This is a genomic window from Tenacibaculum aestuariivivum (assembly GCF_964507685.1).
In the GTDB taxonomy this organism is placed as follows: Bacteria; Bacteroidota; Bacteroidia; order Flavobacteriales; family Flavobacteriaceae; genus Polaribacter; species Polaribacter aestuariivivum.
Window position 1 is genome coordinate 1,183,064 of record NZ_OZ208414.1, and the last position, 22,836, is coordinate 1,205,899.

Below are 22,836 nucleotides of genomic sequence, written 5' to 3' on the forward strand. Positions count from 1 at the left end.
ATGAGCCCTAGGGCTCATTTTTTATTACATACTATATAACATTAAGCTATATCTAACTTTACAACTAGCCCTTCATTAGAACGAATATTGAAAACTGTTTCATCTTCAAAAATTAAATATTGTCCTTTTATACCTACTAAAACACCAACATAACTTTGTTCTTTAATAATATTCAAACTTTTAGGCTTTAAAGGATATTTTTCAACAGGAAAATTGATAGTCGTCTCTGTATTATTTTCTATAATATATTGCTTTGCTTCTTCAGGTATAAAAACACGTAGTTTTTCTACCCATGAAACTAAGCTTTCATCAACCACATCATTCTTTAACATTTTTCGCCAATTCGTTTTATCAGCTACATATTCTTTCAATGCAACCTCAGTAATTCCAGCTAAATAACGATTAGGTACTTCAATAATTTCAATTGCTTCATGCGCACCTTGATCTATCCAACGAGTTGGAATTTGCCCCTTTCTTGTAACCCCTACTTTTACAGTACTAGAATTTGCTAAATATACAATATGAGGCTGAAGTTGCACACTTTTTTCATATGATAAATCTCGATCTTCTTCACCTAAATGTGCTTTACTTAACTCAGGGCGAATAATCCAATCACCAGCATTTGGTGTTTCAAAAAAACATTTTTTACAAAAACCTTGGCGGTATATCTTTTCCTCTGAATGACAACTCAAACACTCATAAGTGACAAAACTTAAGGTTATTTTCTTATTAAGCAACTGATTCATATTTATAAAATCAGCTTTCATATCTAAATAATACTGAACTGTATCTAAATTTTCAGTGTACATTTTTTTTAAAACTCCTTCGTATTCCATGTCTTAAATTTTATTACTTTTAGCTTCACAAACTTACTGTAAAAAAAATTGAATTAAGACTTACCCTATGTCATTTCCATTTATAAATGCTATTATTTCTTGGTTTTTAAAAAAACGTAAACACCAAGTAGAATTATTTTTAAAATATCCTATTGATGTTCAAAATGAACTATTACAAAAACTATTAAATACTGCAAAAAACACAGAATTTGGTAAACAATATAATTTTTCAGCAATAAAAAACTACAGTGATTTTTCAAAAACTGTTCCTATTCAAAAATATGAAAGTATTGAACCACTTATTGAACGCTGTAGAAAAGGAGAACAAAACTTATTTTGGCCTACACCTATTCGTTGGTTTGCTAAAAGTAGTGGAACAACAAATGCTAAAAGTAAATTTATTCCAGTTAGCGATGAAGCCCTTGAAGGGTGTCATTTAAAAGCTGGAAAAGATATGCTGTGTCTTTACATTAATAATAATGAAAACACTCAAATGTTTAAAGGTAAAGGATTGAAGTTAGGTGGTAGCACTGCCATTTACGAAGATAACAATTCATACTTTGGTGATTTATCAGCTATTATAACAGAAAACTTGCCTTTTTGGGCTGATTTTAGTTCAGCTCCAAGCCAAGAAGTATCATTAATGGCTGAATGGGAAACAAAAATGGAAGCTATTATTGATGAAACCATCCATGAAAATATAACTAGCTTAGTTGGAGTTCCTAGCTGGATGTTGGTACTTTTAAACAGAGTTTTAGAAAAGACTGGAAAAGATAACATATTAGAAGTTTGGCCGAACTTAGAAGTGTACTTTCATGGAGGTGTAAACTTTAACCCATATAGAGAGCAGTACAAAAAACTGATTCCTAAAAAAGAATTTAAATATTATGAAACTTATAATGCATCTGAAGGTTTTTTTGCAATTCAAGATTTAAATAACTCTGAAGAATTATTATTAATGTTAGATTATGGTATTTTTTATGAGTTTGTTCCAATGCATGAATATAATGGTGAAAACTCTGTTACAATTCCACTTTCTAAAGTACAAAAAGAGATTAATTATGCCGTAATAATAACTACGAATGGAGGTCTATGGCGTTATTTAATAGGAGATACTGTAAAATTCACTTCTATAAAACCATACCGCATAAAAATTACGGGACGAACCAAACATCATATTAATGTTTTTGGAGAAGAGTTAATTATAGAAAATGCAGAAGATGCTTTAAAAGTTGCTTGTGAAAAAACAAATGCAAGTATTCTAGATTATACTGTTGGACCTATTTTTATGGCTGATAAAAAAAGTGGTGGGCATGAATGGATTATTGAGTTCAACAAAGCCCCTAAAAACTTAAACTCCTTCAAAGAATTATTAGACAATGCATTAAAAACTATTAATTCTGATTATGAAGCAAAACGCTATAATAACATGACATTGGCAATGCCAATTATACATAAAGCTCGTAGAAACCTATTTTATGATTGGTTAAGAGAAAAAGGAAAATTAGGTGGACAACATAAAATACCTAGATTATCCAATAAGCGTAATTTTATAGAAGAATTACTGAAATTATAATAGATAATATTTTTTGTTAAATATATTCAAATATAAAACCATCATCATATTGGTTACATACTGTAATATACAGTTATTTTATAGTAATTATACTTCTATAAAATTAACTAAAACAACATATTTATCAAGCTTTAAAAGACTTAGTTAACTTCAAATAGCATAAATTATTAATTTTACTTAGCAAAAAAACAATTCAATAAAAAATATAAATCTTTTTATTTCTTATTTTTCATGTACTATATGGTTTTATTTTAATAAGTAATTAATACTATGTAACAACTAGAATACTTTTTTATATGCTAGTGTTATTTTAGATAATGCTACAATCATAATCACTAAACTAAATAAGTTATTATAAACTTTTGGCGAAATATTTATTTTTTAAAATTTAAAACTCCCTTTACTATCAATTAAAACAGTTTCATTGATAAATTCATCAGGCATAAAATTATATTCAGATAAAAACTGCTGAATTCTTTTATTTACTCCCTCAAAAAAACATTTTTAATTATTACTTGCAAGTAAATTTCTACAGTTTATAAAAACTAGTAACCTATCAACTAAAATATAATCTATAACAGAATTTATCATGCTTTTTTAGACTTTATTATTGAGTAATCGCTAAACATGCTAAGAAATGTTATAATAAAAAACCTCATTTCATTAATTTTTCAAAAAAAAATATATTAAAAAGCACTCATTTTAACAAGCAAATTTTTATAAAAATATTATTAAAACAATTCATAAATTTATATTAGTAGGTTACAACTAACCTACACTTAAAAATAAACATGGATATATTATTAGCTTTACTCGATTTTATTTTTATTTCTTTAGGTATTTTGGGGTCATTTTTACCTATATTTTCTGGTCCAATTACAAGTTGGGTTGGACTCTTATTACTTTATTTAACAAGAGTAATTCCCCAAGATTGGACATTTTTAGGAATAACCTTAGTTGTTGCAGTGTTTATATTTTTTATTAATTACCTAATTCATGCCTTAGAGACAAAACGTTTTGGAGGTACTAAATATGGAGTTTATGTTACCACAATAGGACTTATTATAGGCTTACTATCTCCTATTCCTTTTGGTATTATAATAGGTGCTTTTACAGGAGCACTTATTGGTGAATTAATATATGACAGTAAAAATACTAACAGAGCTCTTAAAGCTTCTTTTGGTGCTTTACTCGGTTTTTTAACTTCAGTTACAATTAAGTTTTCTATTGCTATTGTTTATTTTGTTTTGTTTATGATAACTTTTTAGAAATATAAAGACGCCTTTATATAGTAGTTTAATTTCAGTAAATAGACCTAACCATAATTGAATTAACTATATGACTTACTTATAAATAGCAAGTTATAAAAGCCGAAAACAGCCTCAAAAACCTAAAATTAAACAAAAAAAAAGCGACCCATCTCAGGGAAGCTTTCCATTGGTTAACAAAACCATGACACTATTTAAAGTGTCCAACAACACAACTAAATTACTCACCTCTTAAAAAGAAATCAGCCTGCAAATATACATTTTAAAAAACACTTTACAAAATTTATTTATTTTTACACAAAAAAGGTCATTTTGTTAATCATTGTTTAATGCTGCAATTGATTGTATATTTGCAGCTTCATTAAAAATTAAAAAAATAACCCATGCAATTATCAGAACAAGAAGTTGTACGTAGAGAAAAATTAGGGAAATTACGTGAATTAGGTATCAATCCTTATCCTGCTGATTTATTTCCATTAAATTCTAATTCGAAAGTTATAAAAAACGAATTTGAAGAAGGAAAAAAGGTGATAATTGCTGGTAGATTAATGAGTCGTCGTATTCAAGGAAAAGCTTCTTTTGCTGAATTACAAGATAGCGAAGGTCGTATTCAAGTATATTTTAATCGTGACGAAATTTGTACCGAAGAAGATAAAACTTTATACAATGATGTATATAAAAAATTATTAGATATTGGTGATTTCATTGGTATTGAAGGTGAATTATTTACTACTCAAGTTGGTGAAAAAACCGTAATGGTTAAAGATTTTAAATTATTAAGTAAATCATTAAAACCATTGCCTTTACCTAAAGTTGATGCCGAAGGAAATACTTTTGATGGTTTTACTGACCCTGAAATGCGTTACCGTCAGCGTTATGCTGATTTAGTGGTTAACCCACACGTAAAAGAGGTTTTTGTTAAGCGTACAAAGTTATTTACTGCAATGCGTAACTTTTTTAATGATGCTGGTTATTTTGAAGTAGAAACACCTATTTTACAACCTATTGCTGGTGGTGCATCTGCTAGACCTTTTATGACGCATCATAATGCATTAGATGTACCTTTATATATGCGTATTGCTAATGAGCTATATTTAAAGCGATTAATTGTTGGTGGTTTTGATGGTGTGTATGAGTTTTCTAAAAACTTCAGAAATGAAGGAATGGACAGAACGCATAATCCTGAATTTACAGCAATGGAAATTTATGTAGCTTATAAAGACTACAACTGGATGATGGACTTTACCGAAAAGTTATTAGAACATTGTGCGATTGCCGTAAATGGAACTAGTGAAACAACTTTTGGAGAGCATAAAATTGATTTTAAAGCTCCATACGCAAGAGTTACAATGGCTGATTCTATCAAACATTTTACTGGTTTTGATATTAACGGAAAATCAGAAACTGAACTTTTTGAGGCTGCTAAAGAAATGGGTATTGAAGTTGATGCAACCATGGGTAAAGGAAAATTAATTGATGAAATGTTTGGTGAAAAATGTGAAGGAAACTACATTCAACCTACTTTTATTACTGATTATCCGAAGGAAATGTCTCCATTATGTAAAGAACATAGAGATAACCCTGAATTAACAGAGCGTTTTGAATTAATGGTTTGTGGTAAAGAAATTGCAAATGCATATTCTGAATTAAATGACCCTATTGACCAACGAGAACGTTTTGAAGCACAATTAAAATTAGCTGAACGTGGTGATGATGAAGCTACTGAATTTATTGACCACGACTTTTTACGTGCTTTAGAATACGGAATGCCTCCTACATCTGGTTTAGGAATTGGTATGGACAGATTAATTATGTATTTAACAAATAATGCATCTATTCAAGAAGTATTATTTTTTCCTCAAATGAGACCTGAGAAAAAAGCACCAGCTGTTGAATTAAATGATGATGAAAAAAATGTTTTAGCTATTATTGAAAAATCTGACAAGATTGAATTAAATGCTTTAAAAACACAATCGTTATTATCTAACAAAAAATGGGATAAAACAATTAAAGGATTAACTAAAAATAAATTAGCTAAAGTTGAAAAAACTGAAGAAGGTTTATTTGTTGAATTAGTGTAATTTTTTTCTCACATATAATATAAAAAGCAATCTGAAAAGATTGCTTTTTTGTTTAAAAAAATATCTTTAAACAATTAAAAATTCAGTAATATAAATTAAACGTGTAAATAATTTATTTTTCATAACTTTAAAGAGCTATGAAAAAACTGTTACAATACCTACCCTTTCATTTTCTCATTTGTATAATTATTGGAATAATAATTCAATTTTATACCAATATTTGGCATTATAATTTTAGCTATTTAGCTCTTATTTTATTAACCTTAACAGGAATTTTATTTCTTCTGAAGAAAAAAGTAAAAGCTAAAATTTATTATACCATAATTACGAATTTACTATTTGTTTTTATCGGAATTTCTACCACATTTATACACAATCCTAAAAATTATGATAGTTATTACAAACATCATATTACTGATAATTCAAGTATCGTACTACAAATACATAAGGTTTTAAAAAGTGGAAATTATAATCATAAATATATTGTTGATGTAATTCAAATTGATACTAAAAAAACAGTTGGAACAATTCTTTTAAATCTTAAAAAGGATAGTATTTCATCAACTTTAAAAGTGGATGATTTAATTTTTACAAAAACTGAATTTAAAAAATTAAGAACACCATTAAACCCATATCAATTTGATTACAGTAATTATTTATCAAAAAAATATGTATATCAACAAGTTTTTATCAATTCTGATAATTATCAAAAATTAATAAAAAATAACACTTCAATTTATGGTTTATCTGAAAAAATCAGAAATAAAATTAAAACTTCCTTAAAAAAATATAACTTCAATAAAAATGAATTATCTGTAATTAATGCGCTCTTATTAGGAGAACGAAAAGATATTTCTAAAAGTCTTATCCAAAGTTATACCAATGCAGGAGCTATACATATTTTGGCTATTTCAGGCTTACATATCGGTATTTTACTATTGATGTTAAGTTATTTATTAAAACCTATTGAACGTTTAAAAAATGGACTATTAATAAAAAGTTTATTTTTGATTATTTTACTTTGGATGTTTGCTTTTATAGCAGGATTATCAGCTTCAGTAGTTAGAGCCGTTACTATGTTTACGTTTATTGCTATTGGAGATTCTTTCAAAAAAAAGAAAATAGTTGAATATTCTTTAATTAGCTCGATGTTTTTTTTATTACTGATAAAACCTTTATTTTTATTTGATGTTGGTTTTCAGTTGAGTTATATGGCTGTATTCGGAATTATTTGGATACAACCAATGCTTTACAAAATATGGGATCCAAAATTTTGGCTATTGAATAAATTTTGGAGTTTACTAACCGTTTCAATTGCCGCACAAATAGGAATATTACCGATAAGTTTGTATTATTTTCATCAATTTCCTGTGCTATTTATAATTTCTAATTTATTAATAATTCCTTTTTTAGGTAGTATTTTGATGGGCGGAATTATAATAATATTTCTTGCTCTTTTAAAAATACCTATACAGGTTTTGTTTGATTTCTACGGATTCATTATTTCATTAATGAATAAAATTGTTGATTGGGTTGCCAAACAAGAAGAGTTTTTATTACAGGAAATACCAATGTCTTTTCATGAAATAATTATTTGGTATATTATCATTGTTTTTTCATATCAATACATTACCTGTAAAAAGGTAAAACATATACTCTTTTTATTAATAACAATAATAGCATTACAAACGGTTACTATTTTAGAAAAAAAGGACAGAGAAACCAAACAAGAATTTATTGTTTTTAATAAAAATAGAAAAAATATGATAGGAATAAGAAATGGAAATAAATTACAAGTTTTTCACAATTTAGAAAATTTAACAACAGCTAGTGAAAAATCTATTAAAGCGTATAGAATACATGAAAATATAGCTAGTAACTTTTGCAATAAAATTCCAAATATTATTTATTGGAATAAAGAAAAAATATTAATTATTGATAGTTTAGGAATTTATAATATAGGTATTAAAAACCCAATAGTTATTTTACAAAACTCTCCTAAAATTAATTTAAACAGATTAATAACTATCTTAAAGCCAAAACAAGTAATTGCTGACGCTAGTAATTATAATAGCTCTATAAATAATTGGCAAATTACTTGTAATAAACACAAAACTCCGTTTTACCACACAAGTAAAAACGGAGCTTATAGTATTAATAAAACTAATTAGATTGCACTTTTAAAGCTCTTTTCAAAATCAGGCCATTCTACTGTTTTATATGCGTCTTTTGTAAAATATGCTAAAATTTTCTCAAATTTAGCCTCTGTTAAATACCCTGGAACGGTTTGAATTAATCTTTTTTCAGGATCAAAAAATGCCGTAGAAGGATAACTCATTTTACCTTTCATAATAGCTGCTGCTAATTCATGATACTTGCTTTTTCCTTGCTGAACATACTTATAAATTTTACCATTAAAACTAATATCATCTTTACCTTCACCATCCATTTTAACAGCATAATAATTATCATTAATATACTTTACAATTATATTGTTTTTATAGGTTGTCTTATCCATTTTTTTACACCAGCCACACCAATCCGTATATAAGTCTACCAAAATGGGCTTCGGATTACTACTGCTTTTTTCTATTGCCTCTTCAAAAGTTAACCAATTAACCTTTTCTTGTGCTTTTACTCCAACGGAAATAATAGCTAAAACTACTACTAAAATTAATTTCTTCATATTTATTTTGTATCAATAAGTATTCCAAAATTACAAAAACCTGTTAATTACTTAATAATTAACAGGTTTTTGTAAAATATTCTTATTACTTAACACCATGCATTAACTTTCTAATAACAGGACCTAATGCCAAAATAACAAGAGCTGCTATAATTGGAACTATGGTAAAAATTAAAAAAAATGTTGATAAACTATACTCTTTGGCAATATTTTCAATTTGCCCACCAATTACAGCTGCTATTTTATTACCAATGGCTATAGCCAAGTACCACATACCAAACATAAACGCAATCATACGAGCAGGCACTAATTTGGATACATAAGATAAACCTACAGGAGATAAACAAAGTTCTCCTAAAGTATGTAATAAGTAAGCTAAAATTAACCAAATCATACTTACTTTAACACCTTCTTTAATTCCATAGGCTCCAAAGGCTAATAAACCAAAACCTAATGCCATTATAATTAATCCTAATGCATATTTTCCTGTTACCGAAGGATTGTATTTACTTTCCCACCATTTAGAGAAAAGTGAAGCAAAGGCAATAATAAAAAATGAATTTAATACAGAAAACCATGAAACGGTAATTTCTGAAATATCTGATGAAAACTCACGATCTAACATCCAAATAGCAATACCCCACATAAGAGTAAAACATATTACTAAAACAATATTTGAACCTGGTATTTTCTTAAATGTTTTGTTCCAGAGAATAAATAAAACATATGTTATAATTGCCAATGGAATTACAGTTATCAGTCCGTTAATTATATTAAAAATTAAAGCTGTATCACCAGTAAGCACTCTATCAACATTATCTCTAGCAAATAATACTAATGACGATGCTCCTTGTTCAAAACTCATCCAAAAGAACACTGTAAAAAAAGCAAAGATGATAAACGCAATCATTCTGTCACGTATTATTTTTGTATAACGACTAATCCTAGTAGCAACTAAAAATAAAAATGCTCCTAAAGCTAATAACACGGCAAAGTACTGCCCTTCTAAGCCTCCAACTTTTAAAGATGAAAACATATCAAAACCTGCTATTTTAGATATTGGGTCATTTAAAGCATACCCTAAACCAAGTACCGAAGATATTACTATTAAAATTTTATCTAAAAATGTAAACGGGTTTAATTGCTCATTGTTACCAGTATCTTTAATTCTTTTTTCTGGATATTCTTCATTAATATTTTGAGGTATTTCTACTTCATATACTAAAGATGGTTTAGCCCCAATACTACCAAATAAACTACCTGACATCCAAAACTGTAATGTTCCTAATAACATAAAAACCCCTGCTAATCCAAAACCATAATGCCAACCTACTTTTTCTGCTAAATAACCACATAATAACATTCCAAAAAAAGCTCCAGCATTAACTCCCATATAAAATATGGTGTAAGCTCCATCTTTTTTCTCAGGGTTTTTCTTATACATTTCTGAAATAATAGACGTAATATTTGGTTTAAAAAAACCGGTTCCGACAACTAACAAACCAAGACCAGCATACATTGATAGCTCGGTTTCAAAAGCCATTGCTGCATGCCCTAAAGTCATAATTAAAGAACCTATAACAACAGCCCATCTATATCCTGTAAACTTATCTGCAACTACACCTCCAATAATTGGTGTTATATATAATAACATTGCATAAGTACCAAACAAAGCTCCAGCATTTTCTGCAGACCATCCCCACCCGGGGTTATCAACACCAACAATAGCCATTGTTAAAAAATTCACCAATAATACGCGCATTCCATAAAATGAAAAACGCTCCCACATTTCTGTAAAGAACAACACAAACAGTCCTGCTGGATGCCCTAAAACTTTGTCTTCGAATAGATTTTCAATATCTGTATTCATCTTTTTGTTATATAATTTATAAAAGTAAAAAAAACATATAATTTTTAACGATAAGGTTTCTTTGTGTTTTTAACTTATGCAATCTCTCTACTAGCATCATCTAATGCTCTTTCATTATCTTCTGCACCATGTGTTAAGGCTTCTAATTTTTTACGAAATACTAATACTAAAGCACCGAAAACCATACAAAAAACAGCAATTCCTGTAAAAATAGTACTTTCACCTAAGCTTTCTGCAGACTCCCCTAATAAACCTGCTAATTTATTTCCTAAACCTGTCATAGCAAAATAGACCCCCATCATAATAGAAGCATATTTTGCTGGTGATAATTTGGTAATAAACGATAAAGCCACCGGAGAAATACACAATTCACCAGTAGTATGAAGCATGTAAGCCAATACTAACCAATACATTGCAGAAGACCCATCATTATTAAATTGTGCTACTGCTCCTGTCATAAAAAAGAAACCTGCCCCCATAATAATAAGTCCAATAATCATTTTAAATAATGAGGTAGAAATTTTACCTTGTAGTTTTCTTTTAGCCCAAAAACCTGCTATAAAAGTTCCTAATGTAATAATAAATAAAGCGTTTAATGATTGAAACCAAGAAGCAGGAACTTCAAAGCCCATTAACACTCTATTTGTTTTTTCTTTAGCATAAATATTCATCAATCCACCAGCTTGTTCAAAAGCTCCCCAGAAGATAATTACTAATAAAAAGGAAATAAATAAAACAATAATTCTATCTTTTTCTATTTTAGTTAAAGGCTTGTCCATTAATGCTTGTTCGGCTTTATTTTCAGAACTTCCTAAAAAGTTACCTACATGATTCAGATGTTTTTGCCCAACAATATACTGTACCAAACCTAACGCCATTCCGATACCTGCAATTCCAAAACCATAATGCCATCCGTAAGTTTCTCCAACATACCCAACAACTAAAGCCGATATAAATGCACCGACATTAATCCCGATATAAAAAATAGTAAAACCTTTATCTCTTCTAATATCTCCTTGTCCATACAAGCTTCCTACCATGGTAGAAATATTAGGTTTTAATAAACCAACACCTGCGATAATTAACCCTAACCCTGTGTAAAAAGCCCACATTTGCTCAATTGCCAAAACACTATGTCCGAGAACCAGTAAAACACCACCGTATAATACCGATTTCTTTTGCCCTAAAAATTTATCAGCAATCCAACCTCCAGGAATAGAAGCAACGTATACTAACATAGTATACCAACCATATAACGATAAAGCCTCTCCGTTAGTCCAACCTAAACCTGCATTTTTATCAGTTGTTTGAGCAACTAAATATAATACTAAAATTGCCCTCATACCGTAGTATGAAAAACGTTCCCACATTTCTGTAAAAAACAGCACATATAGCCCTATTGGGTGTCCAAATAATTCTTTTTGTTTAATAGATGTTGAATTTACCATATGTTTCCTATAAATTGTTTTTAATAAAGTTTGTCATTTTAGTATATAAGTGCAAACGAGTATTACCACCATAAATTCCGTGATTTTTATCAGGATACATTGCCCATTCAAATTGTTTATTGGCTTGAATTAGTGCTTCTGCCATTCTGTATGCATTTTGAACGTGTACATTATCATCACCTGTTCCGTGAATTAATAAATATTTACCTTTTAATAATTCTGGGTAGTTTAAAGGAGAATTATCATCATATCCTGTTGGATTTTCATCAGGGGTGCGCATATAACGCTCAGTATAAATAGTGTCGTAAAAACGCCAATTAGTAACAGGTGCAACTGCTATTGCTGTTGTAAAAACATCACTTCCTTTTAAAATACAATTTGTACTCATGTGACCTCCAAAAGACCAACCCCAAATACCTATTCTATTAGCATCAACATATGGTAAATTAGCTATTTTTTTAGCTACAGCTATCTGATCTTCTGTTTCGTATTTTACTAAATTCAAATAGGTTACTTTTTTAAAATCTCTACCTTTAAAACCTGTTCCTCTACCATCAACACAAACAACTATATAACCACTTTGTGCTAATATTTGGTGCCAATAATCGTTCGAATCGTTCCAAGTGTTTTTTACACTTTGTGAGCCTGGTCCTGAGTACTGATACATTAATACTGGATATTTCTTATTTGAATCGAAATTAGCAGGTTTAATAGTATACATGTTTAAGTCATTTCCATTTACATTAATAGTCGAAAATTCTTTTTGACTTAAATTATAACCAGCTACAACTTGTTTTACAGCTGTATTATCTTTTATTATTTTTAACACCTCCCCCGTATTATTTCTTAAAGAATATACTACTGGAGTGTTAGCATCAGAAAAAGTATTGATAAAATAATGCCTATTTTTACTAAAAGAGGCGTTGTTTGTTCCTGACGGATTACTGATTATTTTTTTATAATCACCTGATAAAGAAATACTGTAAACACCTCTATTTATAGAACCGTTTTCAACCGATTGGTAATAGATTGTTTTTTTATCAGCATCAAAACCATAATAAGTTGTTACCTCCCAATTACCTTTTGTTATCTGATTAATTAACGCTCCTTTATTATCATAATAATACATATGATTGTACCCATCTTTTTCGCTTGACCAAATAAAACTATTATCATTTAAAAAAGTTAAATCATCATTAACAGCTACAAATGCTTCATCTTTTTCGTTTAAAATTAATGAAGTATCATAAGTTTTAGCGTTAATAAAATACATTTTTAAATCATTCTGATGACGATTTAAAGTACGTACTGCTAAAACATTATCGTCTTTAGTCCAATTAATTCTTGGAATATATTCATAATCTCCAAAAAACACTTCTGCCGTTCCGTTTGTATTTAAGTTATATATATGTAAAGTTACCTTTGCATTATCTTCACCTGCTTTTGGATATTTAAATACCTGTTGAGTTGGGTATATATTATTACCATACACATCCATAGAAAATGTTTTCACAGCACTTTCATCAAATCGTAAAAAAGCTAAATAATTACCATTTGCACTCCATTCAAAAGCTTTTACAAAGGCAAATTCTTCTTCATAAACCCAATCAGTAATACCATTTATAATTTTATTTTTTTCACCATCATTAGTTACTTGAACAATGGTGTTACTTGAAAAATCTCGTATAAATAAATTGTTATCTTTTGCGTAAGCAACACTTTTACTATCTGGTGAAAAGCTAGGTCGTTGAATATCTTTACCTATTAACTTTAATGTTTTCGAAGCAACATCATACATATAAAATGTACCTAAAAAAGAACGACGAAATATCTTTTTAAAATTAGTACCTAAAATTAACTTCGTTTCATCGCTGTTAAAACTATATGATTCGAATTGATTTAAACCATTTAGACTACTACCATCTACAATTGTTGCAACTTTTGCTAAGGTTTTATAACTATATTTATCAACCGTTGAATACCCTTCTTTATTATTTAACAATGAATAAAAATCACCGTTCATTGAATTTAGAGAACTCATGTAATCAACTCTAAATGTGCCATTTCTCCATATATCTTCTAAAGAGATGTCTTTTTTTTGCGCTTGCAATAACGTAGACAATCCTATAAAAAGTATTAATATTTTCTTCATGTTAAATTGTTGTTTGTCTGAAAAGTTTGCCAAGTTTACGGAAAAATCGGCAAAAAACGTGTCAAAAAAATCATAAATACCAAATAAGCTCCCTATTTCAATAGGATTCATTTATCTTTGAAGCACCTAAAATTAAATAAGAATGTCTAAAATTATTACTGGATTTTCTAAACTTACCAAAGAAGAAAAAATAAATTGGTTAACTAAAACTTACTTTAATAACCAACCTGAAATTATACAAACACTAAAACAATACTGGAATGTTGATAGCAAACTACAACAATTACATGATGATTTTATAGAAAACACCATTTCTAACTTTTACATGCCTTATGGTATTGCACCCAACTTTATTATAAATGGACGTGATTATGTAATTCCGATGGTTGTTGAAGAAAGTTCGGTTGTTGCTGCAGCTTCATTAGTTGCAAAATACTGGAGTACTCGTGGCGGTTTTAGAACTGAAGTTATTTCTACTACCAAAATCGGACAAGTACATTTTATATATGAAGGCAATAAGGAAAATTTAAACACCTATTTTAATAATCAAAAAGAAAATTTATATACAGCAACGGCTTCCATCACCAAAAATATGGAAAAACGTGGTGGCGGTATTTTAGATATTCAATTGATTGATAAAACCGATAAACTTACTAATTATTACCAACTTCATGTAACTTTTGAAACAAAAGATAGCATGGGTGCAAATTTTATTAATTCTTGTTTAGAAGCTATTGCAAAAACTTTTAGAAAAGATAATATAGAGATTGTAATGAGTATTTTATCAAACTATGTTCCTGAATGTTTGGTTCGTGCTGAAGTTTCTTGTAAAATTGAAGATTTAGGCGGACAAAATCCTCAGAAATTTGCTCAAAAATTTGAACAAGCTGTTAAAATTGCTGAAATAGAACCTTACAGAGCCGTTACTCATAATAAAGGAATTATGAATGGTATCGACGCTGTTGTTTTGGCCACAGGAAACGATTTTAGAGCTATTGAAGCTGGTGCACACGCCTACGCTTCAAAAGACGGGCAATACAAAAGTTTAACGCATTGTGAAATAAAAAACGGAATCTTTAAATTTTGGATTGAAATTCCGCTTGCTCTTGGAACTGTTGGTGGTTTAACAGGCCTACATCCGATGGCAAAATTATCGTTAGATATGATGCAAAAACCTTCTGCAAAACAATTAATGGAAATTGTTGCAACTGCTGGATTAGCTCAAAATTTTGCCGCTTTACGCGCTTTAACAACCAAAGGAATTCAGCACGGACACATGAAAATGCACTTGCAAAATATTTTAAATCAGTTAGAAGCAACATCCGAAGAAAAAGAAATTGTTACCACTTATTTTGATAACAAAACTGTTTCTCATAGCGCCGTAGTTGATAAAGTTAACGAATTAAGAAACTAAAATTTTGGATACATTTTACAGCAACGGAAAATTATTATTAACAGGTGAATATCTTGTTTTAGACGGAGCAACATCATTGGCTGTTCCTACTAAATTTGGGCAAAACTTAACAGTTGAACCCATTAAAGAAGAACAACTTATTTGGGGAAGTTTTACCAATACTGGCGAATGTTGGTTTGAAGCTACTTTCGACTTGCCAAAGTTACGCCTAGCTTCTGCTACTTTTAATTCTGATAAAGAAGGAAGTGCCGAATTTATCGCAGAAACTTTAGCTGATATTTTACAAGAAGCTAAAAAATTAAATCCTGATTTTTTAAGCGATAATAATGCCGATAATAATGGCTATCTTGTAAAAACAAACTTAACTTTTCCTCAAAATTGGGGATTAGGAAGTTCATCAACTTTAATAAACAATATTGCTACTTGGGCAAAGGTTAATCCGTTTACTTTATTACAAAATGCCTTTTCAGGAAGTGGTTACGATATTGCTTGTGCAAGTAATAACACGCCAATTTTATATCAACTAGATGAAAAAAAACCGATTGTATCAAAAGTAAAATTTAATCCTAACTTTGCTGATGAGTTATTTTTTATCTATTTAAATCAAAAACAAAATAGCCGAAAAGGAATTGCGCAATACAAGGAACACAGAGAAAGTGCTATAAAATTAATTCCTGAAATAAATACCTTAACACAGCAATTTTTAAAGGCAAATTCTACTAAAAACATCAATAAAATAATAGTTGAACATGAGCAAATAATTAGTTCAATTATTAAACAAACACCTGTAAAAAAACGACTTTTTCCAGATTATTTTGGTGAAATAAAAAGCTTAGGCGCTTGGGGTGGTGATTTTGTTTTAGCTACAGGAAATGAAACTACAATAAATTATTTTGAAGAAAAAGGATATAATACAATTGTACCTTATAAAAAGATGGTTTTATAAGAGTTTTCATAAAACTATTTAAACGGATAAAAATAAATAATGAAAAAAGTAATTATTATAGGTGGCGGTGCTGCAGGACATTTTACAGCAATTAACGCAAAAGAACAAAATCCTGATTTAGATATTACCATTCTTGAAAAAGGAAAAGAAGTTTTACAAAAAGTAAAAATTTCTGGTGGAGGACGCTGTAATGTTACACATGCTTGTTTTGAACCGAAAGAATTAGTAAAGTTTTATCCTAGAGGAGAAAAAGAACTTTTAGGTCCTTTTCATCAATTTATGACAGGCGATACTTTTGAATGGTTTGATGACAGAGGCGTTCCGTTGAAAATTGAAGATGATAACAGGGTTTTTCCTGAAGAAAATACATCGCAAGCAATTATTGATTGTTTTCAAGAATCTATTGATAAATTAGGGATTAAAGTCTTAAAAAATCACGGTGTAAATTCTATTGAAAAAAATAATGAACAATGGATTATCAATACAAAAGAACAACAATTTGAAGCCGATTATTTAGTAATTGCAGCTGGTAGTTCTAAAAAAGTTTGGGATTTATGTAAAACTTTAAATCACACAGTTGTTGAACCTGTGCCTTCATTATTCACATTTAACATAAAAGATAAAAGAATTATAGATTTAGGCGGAATATCTGTTCCAAATGCTGATGTAAAATTAGTAGGAACAAATTTAGAAAATTCAGGGCCTTTATTAATTACACATTGGGGGTTAAGCGGACCTGCAATTTTAAAACTTTCGGCTTTTGGAGCACGTATTTTAGCTGATAAAAATTATCAATATAATGTTTTAGTAAATTGGCTAGGGCAAGATTTTGATGATACTTTAAACGAATTAACAGCTCTTAAAAATTCAGAAGCTAGAAAACAAGTAAATTTAAAATCGCCTTTTACTGATATTCCTCGTCGTTTATGGGAACGTTTTGTAAGTGCTGCTGAAATAAAAACTACCCAAAACTGGGGCGACTTAAGTAATAAACAATTACATAATTTAGCATCGCAATTAACAAAAGGATTATTTAATGCTAACGGACGTACCACTTTTAAAGATGAATTTGTAACTGCTGGCGGTATAAATTTGAAAGAAATTAACTTTAAACGTTTTGAAAGTAAATTACATGAAAATTTATTTATGGTTGGTGAAGTTTTAAATATTGATGCTGTTACTGGCGGATTTAATTTTCAAAATGCGTGGACAGGTGCTTATATTTGCGCAAAAAGTATTGCGGAATAATTAAAATTATAAACAATAAAAAAGCCTCTTTCAAGTATTTGAAAAAGGCTTTTTTATGTAATTAACAATAATTGTTAATCTAATATTTTAAACTGTAGCCATGGCTTTTTTCGACTTTCTGTACGTAAAAGAATTAAAAATATTTCTTTTACCAAAGTTGTTTATCGATTTTGCATTTACAAACTTAATAAACAATTTTTTACTAACTCCAAAATACTCATAAGTATTACCATCTGTAAAAGTAACCTCTAACAACATACTCTTATGCTGATAATCTGCAACTCTAGAATCCGTTATTGTAGCTTTATATGCTTCAGCTTGAGCTTCTTTAGTTTCAGGAGCAATACTTACTAAAAAATGATACCCATCAATAATTTGAGTACTTACCTCCTCTGCTTCTAATTTCTTACCTTCGTCTTGAAATTTATCTGGGTGCCACTCTTTTACCAATCCTCGGTACGTAGTTTTTAATTCTTTTAAGACTATTGAGCCTTCTACATTAAAAAGCTTTTTATATTCTTTTATACGTTTCATTTGTATGAAATAATTTAGCCTGCAAAATTACTCAAATTATCTGAATATGAGACATAAGGCTATATTTTTTTTAACACTTTATTTTAAATAAGTTATTTACTTAATAACTCATAACAGTACCAAAGTACAATAGTTGAAAAGTTTTTACGTCTAAATGTAAACAATTCATAGCCATCATAATTCCATAATTGGAAATATCCGAAAAATGATATTTAAAATAATCTATTTCATTTTCGTCAAAATCATAAAAAATAGCATCCGTTTTAAAGTGAGTGTTATAAAAATTTTCTAGTTGTGATAATTTATGCACATTAATTTTAACAGCGTAATTATATAAATTATCAATTTTCAACTTGAGTTCCTCACCTTTAATAGTTAACTTATTATCATTCAAAAACAACATGTTTTTATAAACACCATCATTTATCATATCATACAAAACCTGCTCAGTATTAACTTCTTCCTGAATAGATTCTATATATTTTGACAAGTCATTAGATAATTGATTAAATTTTGCTATCTTATTTTTAGTATTTTGAAACATCAAAGGTTTTTCTAATGCCTGTTTCTCAAAAAAAAATGTTCTTCCTATTATTAACTCATTGTTAATTCGAATTGCTGACATTATAGATTTGTGAGCCGAATAAGTTGAGTACTTATGCTGAGAAAATACAATGAAAGAAGTAAAAAATAAGAAAACAAAAGCATAACTACCTTTCATAATATATAATTTTATTTAAAGATAGTAAATTTTGGCTAGTTTTTCCATAACAGAATAACTAACCAAAATAACTTAACGTTTTATTATTCTTCCTCGTAGCAATTAAATACTATTGTATAACCATACTCTGAAGCTTCTTCGTATAATTCTTTTTGATCTTCATCAACATCATTTATAGAATCAAGTGTAAAATACTCTTCTTCTATTTCAGTTAACTTCCAACCCTCTTCTTTTATATAATACTTTGCAAGCTTCAAAGCTCCCTGTATATCTTTATAATCAATATACAAGCTCACATAAGCTCCGATAACTTCATCATAATGTTCTGATGATTTTTTTGGTTTTGCTAAGGCATTTATTAAAAACATATTTTTATTTTTTTAAGTTTATTTAAGCTAATTCTCCTCTATGAGGCTTTAAGGTATCTCTAAAAATTTTCATATCACTCTCATTAATAATAACAAAAGCAATAGTATGCATTGGGTTTAGTACTTTAAAAGTTATCTCATGGCATACTAAGTTATCTATTTGCGAAAATTCTTCCAAATGAATACAATGATGCTTTGCTGTTTCTAGTCCATCTGGACCTTTAAAATCCCAAATTAACTTTAGTTTTCTACTCATATTTATTCATTTTAAACACAAAAATACCTTTTTTTATATTAAAAAAAAGCATTTAACAAAAAACACCTAAGCAATACAATAATCGTAACAAAAAAAATGTAAACTTTAGCCTTTTATTAACACTAAATCAAATTATAATTAACTACCATATTCTAATACTATATTAACATTTATTAGTTACTAAAGATATTTTTTTAGTTCTTTGAGTAAACAATTTAAATTTTACAAACATGAGAGTAACATTATTATGGCTACTTTTTCTTGTCACTCAAATTACATTTGGACAAGAAAAAACAATATCTGGAGTTGTTTCAGATGAATCTGGAGCTCTTCCAGGTGTTAGCATTATTATTAAAGGTACCACAAAAGGTGTGGAAACAGATTTTGATGGTAATTATTCAATTAAAGCAAATCAAAACGACATTCTTGTTTTTAGCTTTATCGGTAAGAAGGTAGTTGAAAAAACGGTAGGTAACTCTAACCAAATCAACACAGTTTTATTAGATGATGAAAATCTTTTAACAGAAGTAGTTGTTACAGCATTAGGTATTAAAAGAGAAAAAAAATCATTAGGATATGCTACCCAAGAAGTTAAAGGTGATGATTTAGCTAAAGTAGCAACATCTAACGTAGCAAATGCTATTTCAGGTAAAGTATCTGGTGTTTCTATTAGAAAAACTGGTAACATTGGTGGTTCTACTAATGTTGTAATTAGGGGTACTACATCTTTAACAGGTAATAATCAAGCTTTATGGGTTGTTGATGGTGTACCAATGAATAATGATAATACCAATACAGATGACCAGAAAGCAGGAGGTAACACTGGTGGTTATGATTACGGAAATTCTGCTTCGGATATTAATCCTGATGACATAGAAACTATGACTGTTTTAAAAGGTGCTGCAGCATCTGCATTATATGGATCTAGAGCTGCAAGCGGTGTTATTATTGTAACTACTAAAAAAGGAAAACAAGCAAAAGGATTTGGAGTTACTATAAATAGTGGTGTAACAATTGGTACTGCTGATAAAAATACATTACCTGAATATCAAAAACAGTATGGTGGTGGTTATAATTTATGGTATCCTGATTTTAATGGTACTGCTGATTTAGGCAGTGGAACTCACCCTGTAATTCAAACTGGATTTGATGCTGCATGGGGACCTAAATATGATTCTAGCTTATTAGTTTATGACTGGGCTTCTTTTTTCCCTGAGTTAGATAGTTATGGAAAAGCAACACCTTATGTAGCTGCCAAAAATGATCCTAATAGCTTTTTTCAGAAAAGCACCACTTATACTAACTCTGTTTCTTTACAAGGTAATTCAGATACAAGTTCATTTCGTTTAGGATATACTAAATATGACCAGAACGAAGGTATTTTACCAAATAGTAGGTACAAAAAAGACAACTTTAGTTTAGCGGCTACTCATAAATTATCTGAAGAAACAACTGTTACTGCTAGTGCAAATTACATTAAAACAGATGCTTTAGGATTAAATGAAACAGGTTATGGAAGTGGAGGAAACAACTTCCTAAGTAGTATTAGACAATTTTACACTAGTAATGTTGATTTTAAACAAATGGAAAATGCTTACTTTGCTACGAAGCGTAATATTAGCTGGAATATTAACAATCTTACCGATAGAGCAATTGAGTACCATGACAATCCTTATTTTCAAAGATATCAAAACTACAACAACTTCAATAGGGATCGTTTTTTCGGAAATTTCAGTATAAATACAGCTTTAACATCATGGATGGGAGCTACAGCAAGAGCAGGTATTGATACGTATACACAAATTCAAGAAGAACGTGTTGCTATTGGATCTAAAAGAGTTAGTAACTTGAAAGGACTATATTCAAGATATGACAAATCTTTTAGAGAATTTAATATGGACTTAATCTTAGACTTTAAAACAGATATTACTGATAACATTGGGTTTACAGGTTTAGTAGGAGCAAATGCTAGACGTTCTAAAAATAGAAATACTTATGCTGAAACAAATGGAGGTATATTGGCTCCTGGTGTATACTCTATAGGGAATTCAATCGATGATCCAGAGCCAATTACCGAAAATTTAATTACTATTGGAACTAATAGTGTGTATGCTAATGCTTCTTTTAGTTTTTCAGATACTTTTTATCTAGAAGGAACTTATAGGGTGGATGAATCATCTACATTACCTACAGAGAATAATACTTATACTTATCCTTCAATTTCAGGTACGTATATTTTTAGTAAACACTTAAAAGCTGATTGGTTTTCTTTTGGTAAGTTACGTTTAAATTACGCTGAAACAGGTAGTGATGCAACATTTGCTAGTATCAAAGACGTTTATTACAAGGATACAAACTATTTAGGAACTCCTATTTTCAGACTATCTACTACTAAAAACAACTCCGAATTAAAAAACGAGCGTACAGCTGGTTATGAAGCCGGATTAGACCTTAAATTTTTACAAAATAGAGTTGGTTTAGATCTTTCTGTATATAGATCAGTAACTTATGACCAAATTATGGACATAACAACAGCTATTACTACTGGAACTCGTTATGCTTATGTTAATGCAGGAGAAGTTGAAAATGAAGGTATTGAAATAGGTCTTAGTTTAGTTCCTGTAAAAACAGAAAATTTTACTTGGAATACTAACATTAACTGGAGCAAGAATAGAAATAAAATGCGAAAGCTATATAATAATTTAGAACAATATGAAATTGGACGATTCCAAGGAGTAAAATCAGTAGCTCAATTGGACAAACCCTTAGGGCTTATGGTTGGTACAGGTTTTTTACGTAATGACAAAGGACAACGTGTAGTTGACGCTAATGGAAACTATGAAGTTGTAGATGATGCTATTATTGGTGATGTGAATTCTGATTGGTTAGCAGGTATTAACAACTCTTTTACGTATAAAAACTTTAACTTAAGTTTTTTAATTGACATAAAAAAAGGAGGAGATGTTTTTTCTTTAGATCAAAAGTACGGTCAAACAACAGGACTTTATTTAAATACAGTAGGAAACAATCACTTAGGAAATCCTATGCGTGACCCTGTTACATCAGGTGCAGATAGTGGAGGTATTATAAACCCAGGTGTTTTAGCTGATGGCACACCTAACACGAAGATAATTGGAGTAGATTATAATACTGGAAATAATAAGCCCGAAGAAGCTTTTGTATATGATGCTTCTTATGTAAAATTACGTGAAGTTGCTTTAAGCTATAGCTTACCTTCTAAGTATTTAGACAATAATTTTATTAAAGGTATTACATTATCAGCAAGTGCTAGCAACTTATGGATTATTAGCAAAAATTTACCATATGCTGACCCTGAAGCTGCTTCATCATCAGGTAACTTACAAGGTTTTCAAACTGGGGTTATGCCTAGTACCAAAGAAATTAACTTTAACGTGAAATTCAACTTTTAAG

Annotated in this window: 17 protein-coding genes; 8 read left to right on the top strand and 9 right to left on the bottom strand. The window is 29.3% G+C overall.

The genetic code is table 11. The features are described 5' to 3' along the window. Positions 1-41: 41 nt before the first annotated feature. Positions 42-836, bottom strand: a complete 795-nt coding sequence (locus ACN5J4_RS05125) for a DUF2797 domain-containing protein (protein WP_418651038.1) — start codon at positions 834-836, stop codon at positions 42-44. Positions 837-903: 67 nt separating this feature from the next. On the opposite strand from ACN5J4_RS05125, the gene ACN5J4_RS05130 reads away from it, so the two are divergent. The 4 genes from ACN5J4_RS05130 to ACN5J4_RS05145 all read left to right on the top strand — a co-directional run bounded on the left by ACN5J4_RS05130 (position 904) and on the right by ACN5J4_RS05145 (position 7,932). Next, positions 904-2,412 (top strand): GH3 auxin-responsive promoter family protein, encoded by a 1,509-nt coding sequence (locus ACN5J4_RS05130; RefSeq protein WP_418651039.1) that lies wholly within the window; start codon positions 904-906, stop codon positions 2,410-2,412. Between the two features lie 791 nt (positions 2,413-3,203). Beyond that, on the top strand, positions 3,204-3,680 hold the full coding sequence (locus ACN5J4_RS05135; protein ID WP_418651040.1) for a DUF456 domain-containing protein: 477 nt from the start codon (positions 3,204-3,206) through the stop codon (positions 3,678-3,680). A gap of 383 nt (positions 3,681-4,063) precedes the next feature. Continuing rightward, the gene (gene lysS / locus ACN5J4_RS05140) at positions 4,064-5,761 is read left to right on the top strand and encodes a lysine--tRNA ligase (protein WP_418651041.1); all 1,698 of its coding nucleotides are present in this window, start codon (positions 4,064-4,066) and stop codon (positions 5,759-5,761) included. Between the two features lie 137 nt (positions 5,762-5,898). After that, positions 5,899-7,932, top strand: a complete 2,034-nt coding sequence (locus tag ACN5J4_RS05145) for a ComEC/Rec2 family competence protein (RefSeq protein WP_418651042.1) — start codon at positions 5,899-5,901, stop codon at positions 7,930-7,932. On the opposite strand, the gene ACN5J4_RS05150 is transcribed toward ACN5J4_RS05145, so the two are convergent. The 4 genes from ACN5J4_RS05150 to ACN5J4_RS05165 all read right to left on the bottom strand — a co-directional run bounded on the left by ACN5J4_RS05150 (position 7,929) and on the right by ACN5J4_RS05165 (position 13,917). Next, complete coding sequence (locus ACN5J4_RS05150) at positions 7,929-8,447, bottom strand: thioredoxin family protein (protein ID WP_418651043.1); 519 nt, start codon at positions 8,445-8,447, stop codon at positions 7,929-7,931. The genes ACN5J4_RS05145 and ACN5J4_RS05150 overlap by 4 nt on opposite strands. An 85-nt stretch (positions 8,448-8,532) precedes the next feature. Then, positions 8,533-10,317 (bottom strand): peptide MFS transporter, encoded by a 1,785-nt coding sequence (locus tag ACN5J4_RS05155; protein WP_418651044.1) that lies wholly within the window; start codon positions 10,315-10,317, stop codon positions 8,533-8,535. A gap of 74 nt (positions 10,318-10,391) precedes the next feature. Continuing rightward, positions 10,392-11,765: a peptide MFS transporter gene (locus ACN5J4_RS05160; protein ID WP_418651045.1), complete on the bottom strand. Its 1,374-nt coding sequence runs from the start codon at positions 11,763-11,765 to the stop codon at positions 10,392-10,394. Between the two features lie 7 nt (positions 11,766-11,772). Next, complete coding sequence (locus tag ACN5J4_RS05165) at positions 11,773-13,917, bottom strand: S9 family peptidase (protein ID WP_418651141.1); 2,145 nt, start codon at positions 13,915-13,917, stop codon at positions 11,773-11,775. A gap of 142 nt (positions 13,918-14,059) precedes the next feature. Between ACN5J4_RS05165 and ACN5J4_RS05170 the strand changes: the two genes are divergently transcribed. Genes ACN5J4_RS05170 through ACN5J4_RS05180 form a run of 3 tightly spaced genes read left to right on the top strand, consistent with a single transcriptional unit; the run spans position 14,060 to position 17,525 of the window. After that, positions 14,060-15,331 (top strand): hydroxymethylglutaryl-CoA reductase, degradative, encoded by a 1,272-nt coding sequence (locus tag ACN5J4_RS05170; protein ID WP_418651046.1) that lies wholly within the window; start codon positions 14,060-14,062, stop codon positions 15,329-15,331. 4 nt (positions 15,332-15,335) lie between these two features. Further along, the gene (locus ACN5J4_RS05175; RefSeq protein ID WP_418651047.1) at positions 15,336-16,277 is read left to right on the top strand and encodes a GYDIA family GHMP kinase; all 942 of its coding nucleotides are present in this window, start codon (positions 15,336-15,338) and stop codon (positions 16,275-16,277) included. Between the two features lie 39 nt (positions 16,278-16,316). Then, entirely contained in the window at positions 16,317-17,525 is a 1,209-nt protein-coding gene (locus tag ACN5J4_RS05180; protein ID WP_418651048.1) for an NAD(P)/FAD-dependent oxidoreductase, read from the top strand. A gap of 87 nt (positions 17,526-17,612) precedes the next feature. On the opposite strand, the gene ACN5J4_RS05185 is transcribed toward ACN5J4_RS05180, so the two are convergent. The 4 genes from ACN5J4_RS05185 to ACN5J4_RS05200 form a co-directional block, all read right to left on the bottom strand. Beyond that, the gene (locus ACN5J4_RS05185; RefSeq protein ID WP_418651049.1) at positions 17,613-18,059 is read right to left on the bottom strand and encodes a KTSC domain-containing protein; all 447 of its coding nucleotides are present in this window, start codon (positions 18,057-18,059) and stop codon (positions 17,613-17,615) included. A 100-nt stretch (positions 18,060-18,159) separates the two neighbouring features. Next, a complete protein-coding gene (locus ACN5J4_RS05190; protein ID WP_418651050.1) occupies positions 18,160-18,684 on the bottom strand; it encodes a hypothetical protein in 525 nt (174 codons plus the stop codon). 179 nt (positions 18,685-18,863) lie between these two features. Beyond that, positions 18,864-19,148 (bottom strand): hypothetical protein, encoded by a 285-nt coding sequence (locus tag ACN5J4_RS05195; RefSeq protein ID WP_418651051.1) that lies wholly within the window; start codon positions 19,146-19,148, stop codon positions 18,864-18,866. 22 nt (positions 19,149-19,170) lie between these two features. Then, a complete protein-coding gene (locus ACN5J4_RS05200) occupies positions 19,171-19,404 on the bottom strand; it encodes a hypothetical protein (RefSeq protein ID WP_418651052.1) in 234 nt (77 codons plus the stop codon). A 230-nt stretch (positions 19,405-19,634) separates the two neighbouring features. Here ACN5J4_RS05200 and ACN5J4_RS05205 point away from each other — a divergent pair, with 230 nt between their 5' ends. After that, on the top strand, positions 19,635-22,835 hold the full coding sequence (locus tag ACN5J4_RS05205; protein WP_418651053.1) for a SusC/RagA family TonB-linked outer membrane protein: 3,201 nt from the start codon (positions 19,635-19,637) through the stop codon (positions 22,833-22,835). Position 22,836: the final 1 nt, after the last annotated feature.

What these genes read in the sequence shown, in the direction of transcription:
- ACN5J4_RS05125 (WP_418651038.1), bottom strand. Translation starts at nt 836, where the DNA reads ATGGAATACGAAGGAGTTTTAAAAAAAATGTACACTGAAAATTTAGAT.
- ACN5J4_RS05130 (WP_418651039.1), top strand. Translation starts at nt 904, where the DNA reads ATGTCATTTCCATTTATAAATGCTATTATTTCTTGGTTTTTAAAAAAA.
- ACN5J4_RS05135 (WP_418651040.1), top strand. Translation starts at nt 3,204, where the DNA reads ATGGATATATTATTAGCTTTACTCGATTTTATTTTTATTTCTTTAGGT.
- lysS (WP_418651041.1), top strand. Translation starts at nt 4,064, where the DNA reads ATGCAATTATCAGAACAAGAAGTTGTACGTAGAGAAAAATTAGGGAAA.
- ACN5J4_RS05145 (WP_418651042.1), top strand. Translation starts at nt 5,899, where the DNA reads ATGAAAAAACTGTTACAATACCTACCCTTTCATTTTCTCATTTGTATA.
- ACN5J4_RS05150 (WP_418651043.1), bottom strand. Translation starts at nt 8,447, where the DNA reads ATGAAGAAATTAATTTTAGTAGTAGTTTTAGCTATTATTTCCGTTGGA.
- ACN5J4_RS05155 (WP_418651044.1), bottom strand. Translation starts at nt 10,317, where the DNA reads ATGAATACAGATATTGAAAATCTATTCGAAGACAAAGTTTTAGGGCAT.
- ACN5J4_RS05160 (WP_418651045.1), bottom strand. Translation starts at nt 11,765, where the DNA reads ATGGTAAATTCAACATCTATTAAACAAAAAGAATTATTTGGACACCCA.
- ACN5J4_RS05165 (WP_418651141.1), bottom strand. Translation starts at nt 13,917, where the DNA reads ATGAAGAAAATATTAATACTTTTTATAGGATTGTCTACGTTATTGCAA.
- ACN5J4_RS05170 (WP_418651046.1), top strand. Translation starts at nt 14,060, where the DNA reads ATGTCTAAAATTATTACTGGATTTTCTAAACTTACCAAAGAAGAAAAA.
- ACN5J4_RS05180 (WP_418651048.1), top strand. Translation starts at nt 16,317, where the DNA reads ATGAAAAAAGTAATTATTATAGGTGGCGGTGCTGCAGGACATTTTACA.
- ACN5J4_RS05185 (WP_418651049.1), bottom strand. Translation starts at nt 18,059, where the DNA reads ATGAAACGTATAAAAGAATATAAAAAGCTTTTTAATGTAGAAGGCTCA.
- ACN5J4_RS05190 (WP_418651050.1), bottom strand. Translation starts at nt 18,684, where the DNA reads ATGTCAGCAATTCGAATTAACAATGAGTTAATAATAGGAAGAACATTT.
- ACN5J4_RS05195 (WP_418651051.1), bottom strand. Translation starts at nt 19,148, where the DNA reads ATGTTTTTAATAAATGCCTTAGCAAAACCAAAAAAATCATCAGAACAT.
- ACN5J4_RS05200 (WP_418651052.1), bottom strand. Translation starts at nt 19,404, where the DNA reads ATGAGTAGAAAACTAAAGTTAATTTGGGATTTTAAAGGTCCAGATGGA.
- ACN5J4_RS05205 (WP_418651053.1), top strand. Translation starts at nt 19,635, where the DNA reads ATGAGAGTAACATTATTATGGCTACTTTTTCTTGTCACTCAAATTACA.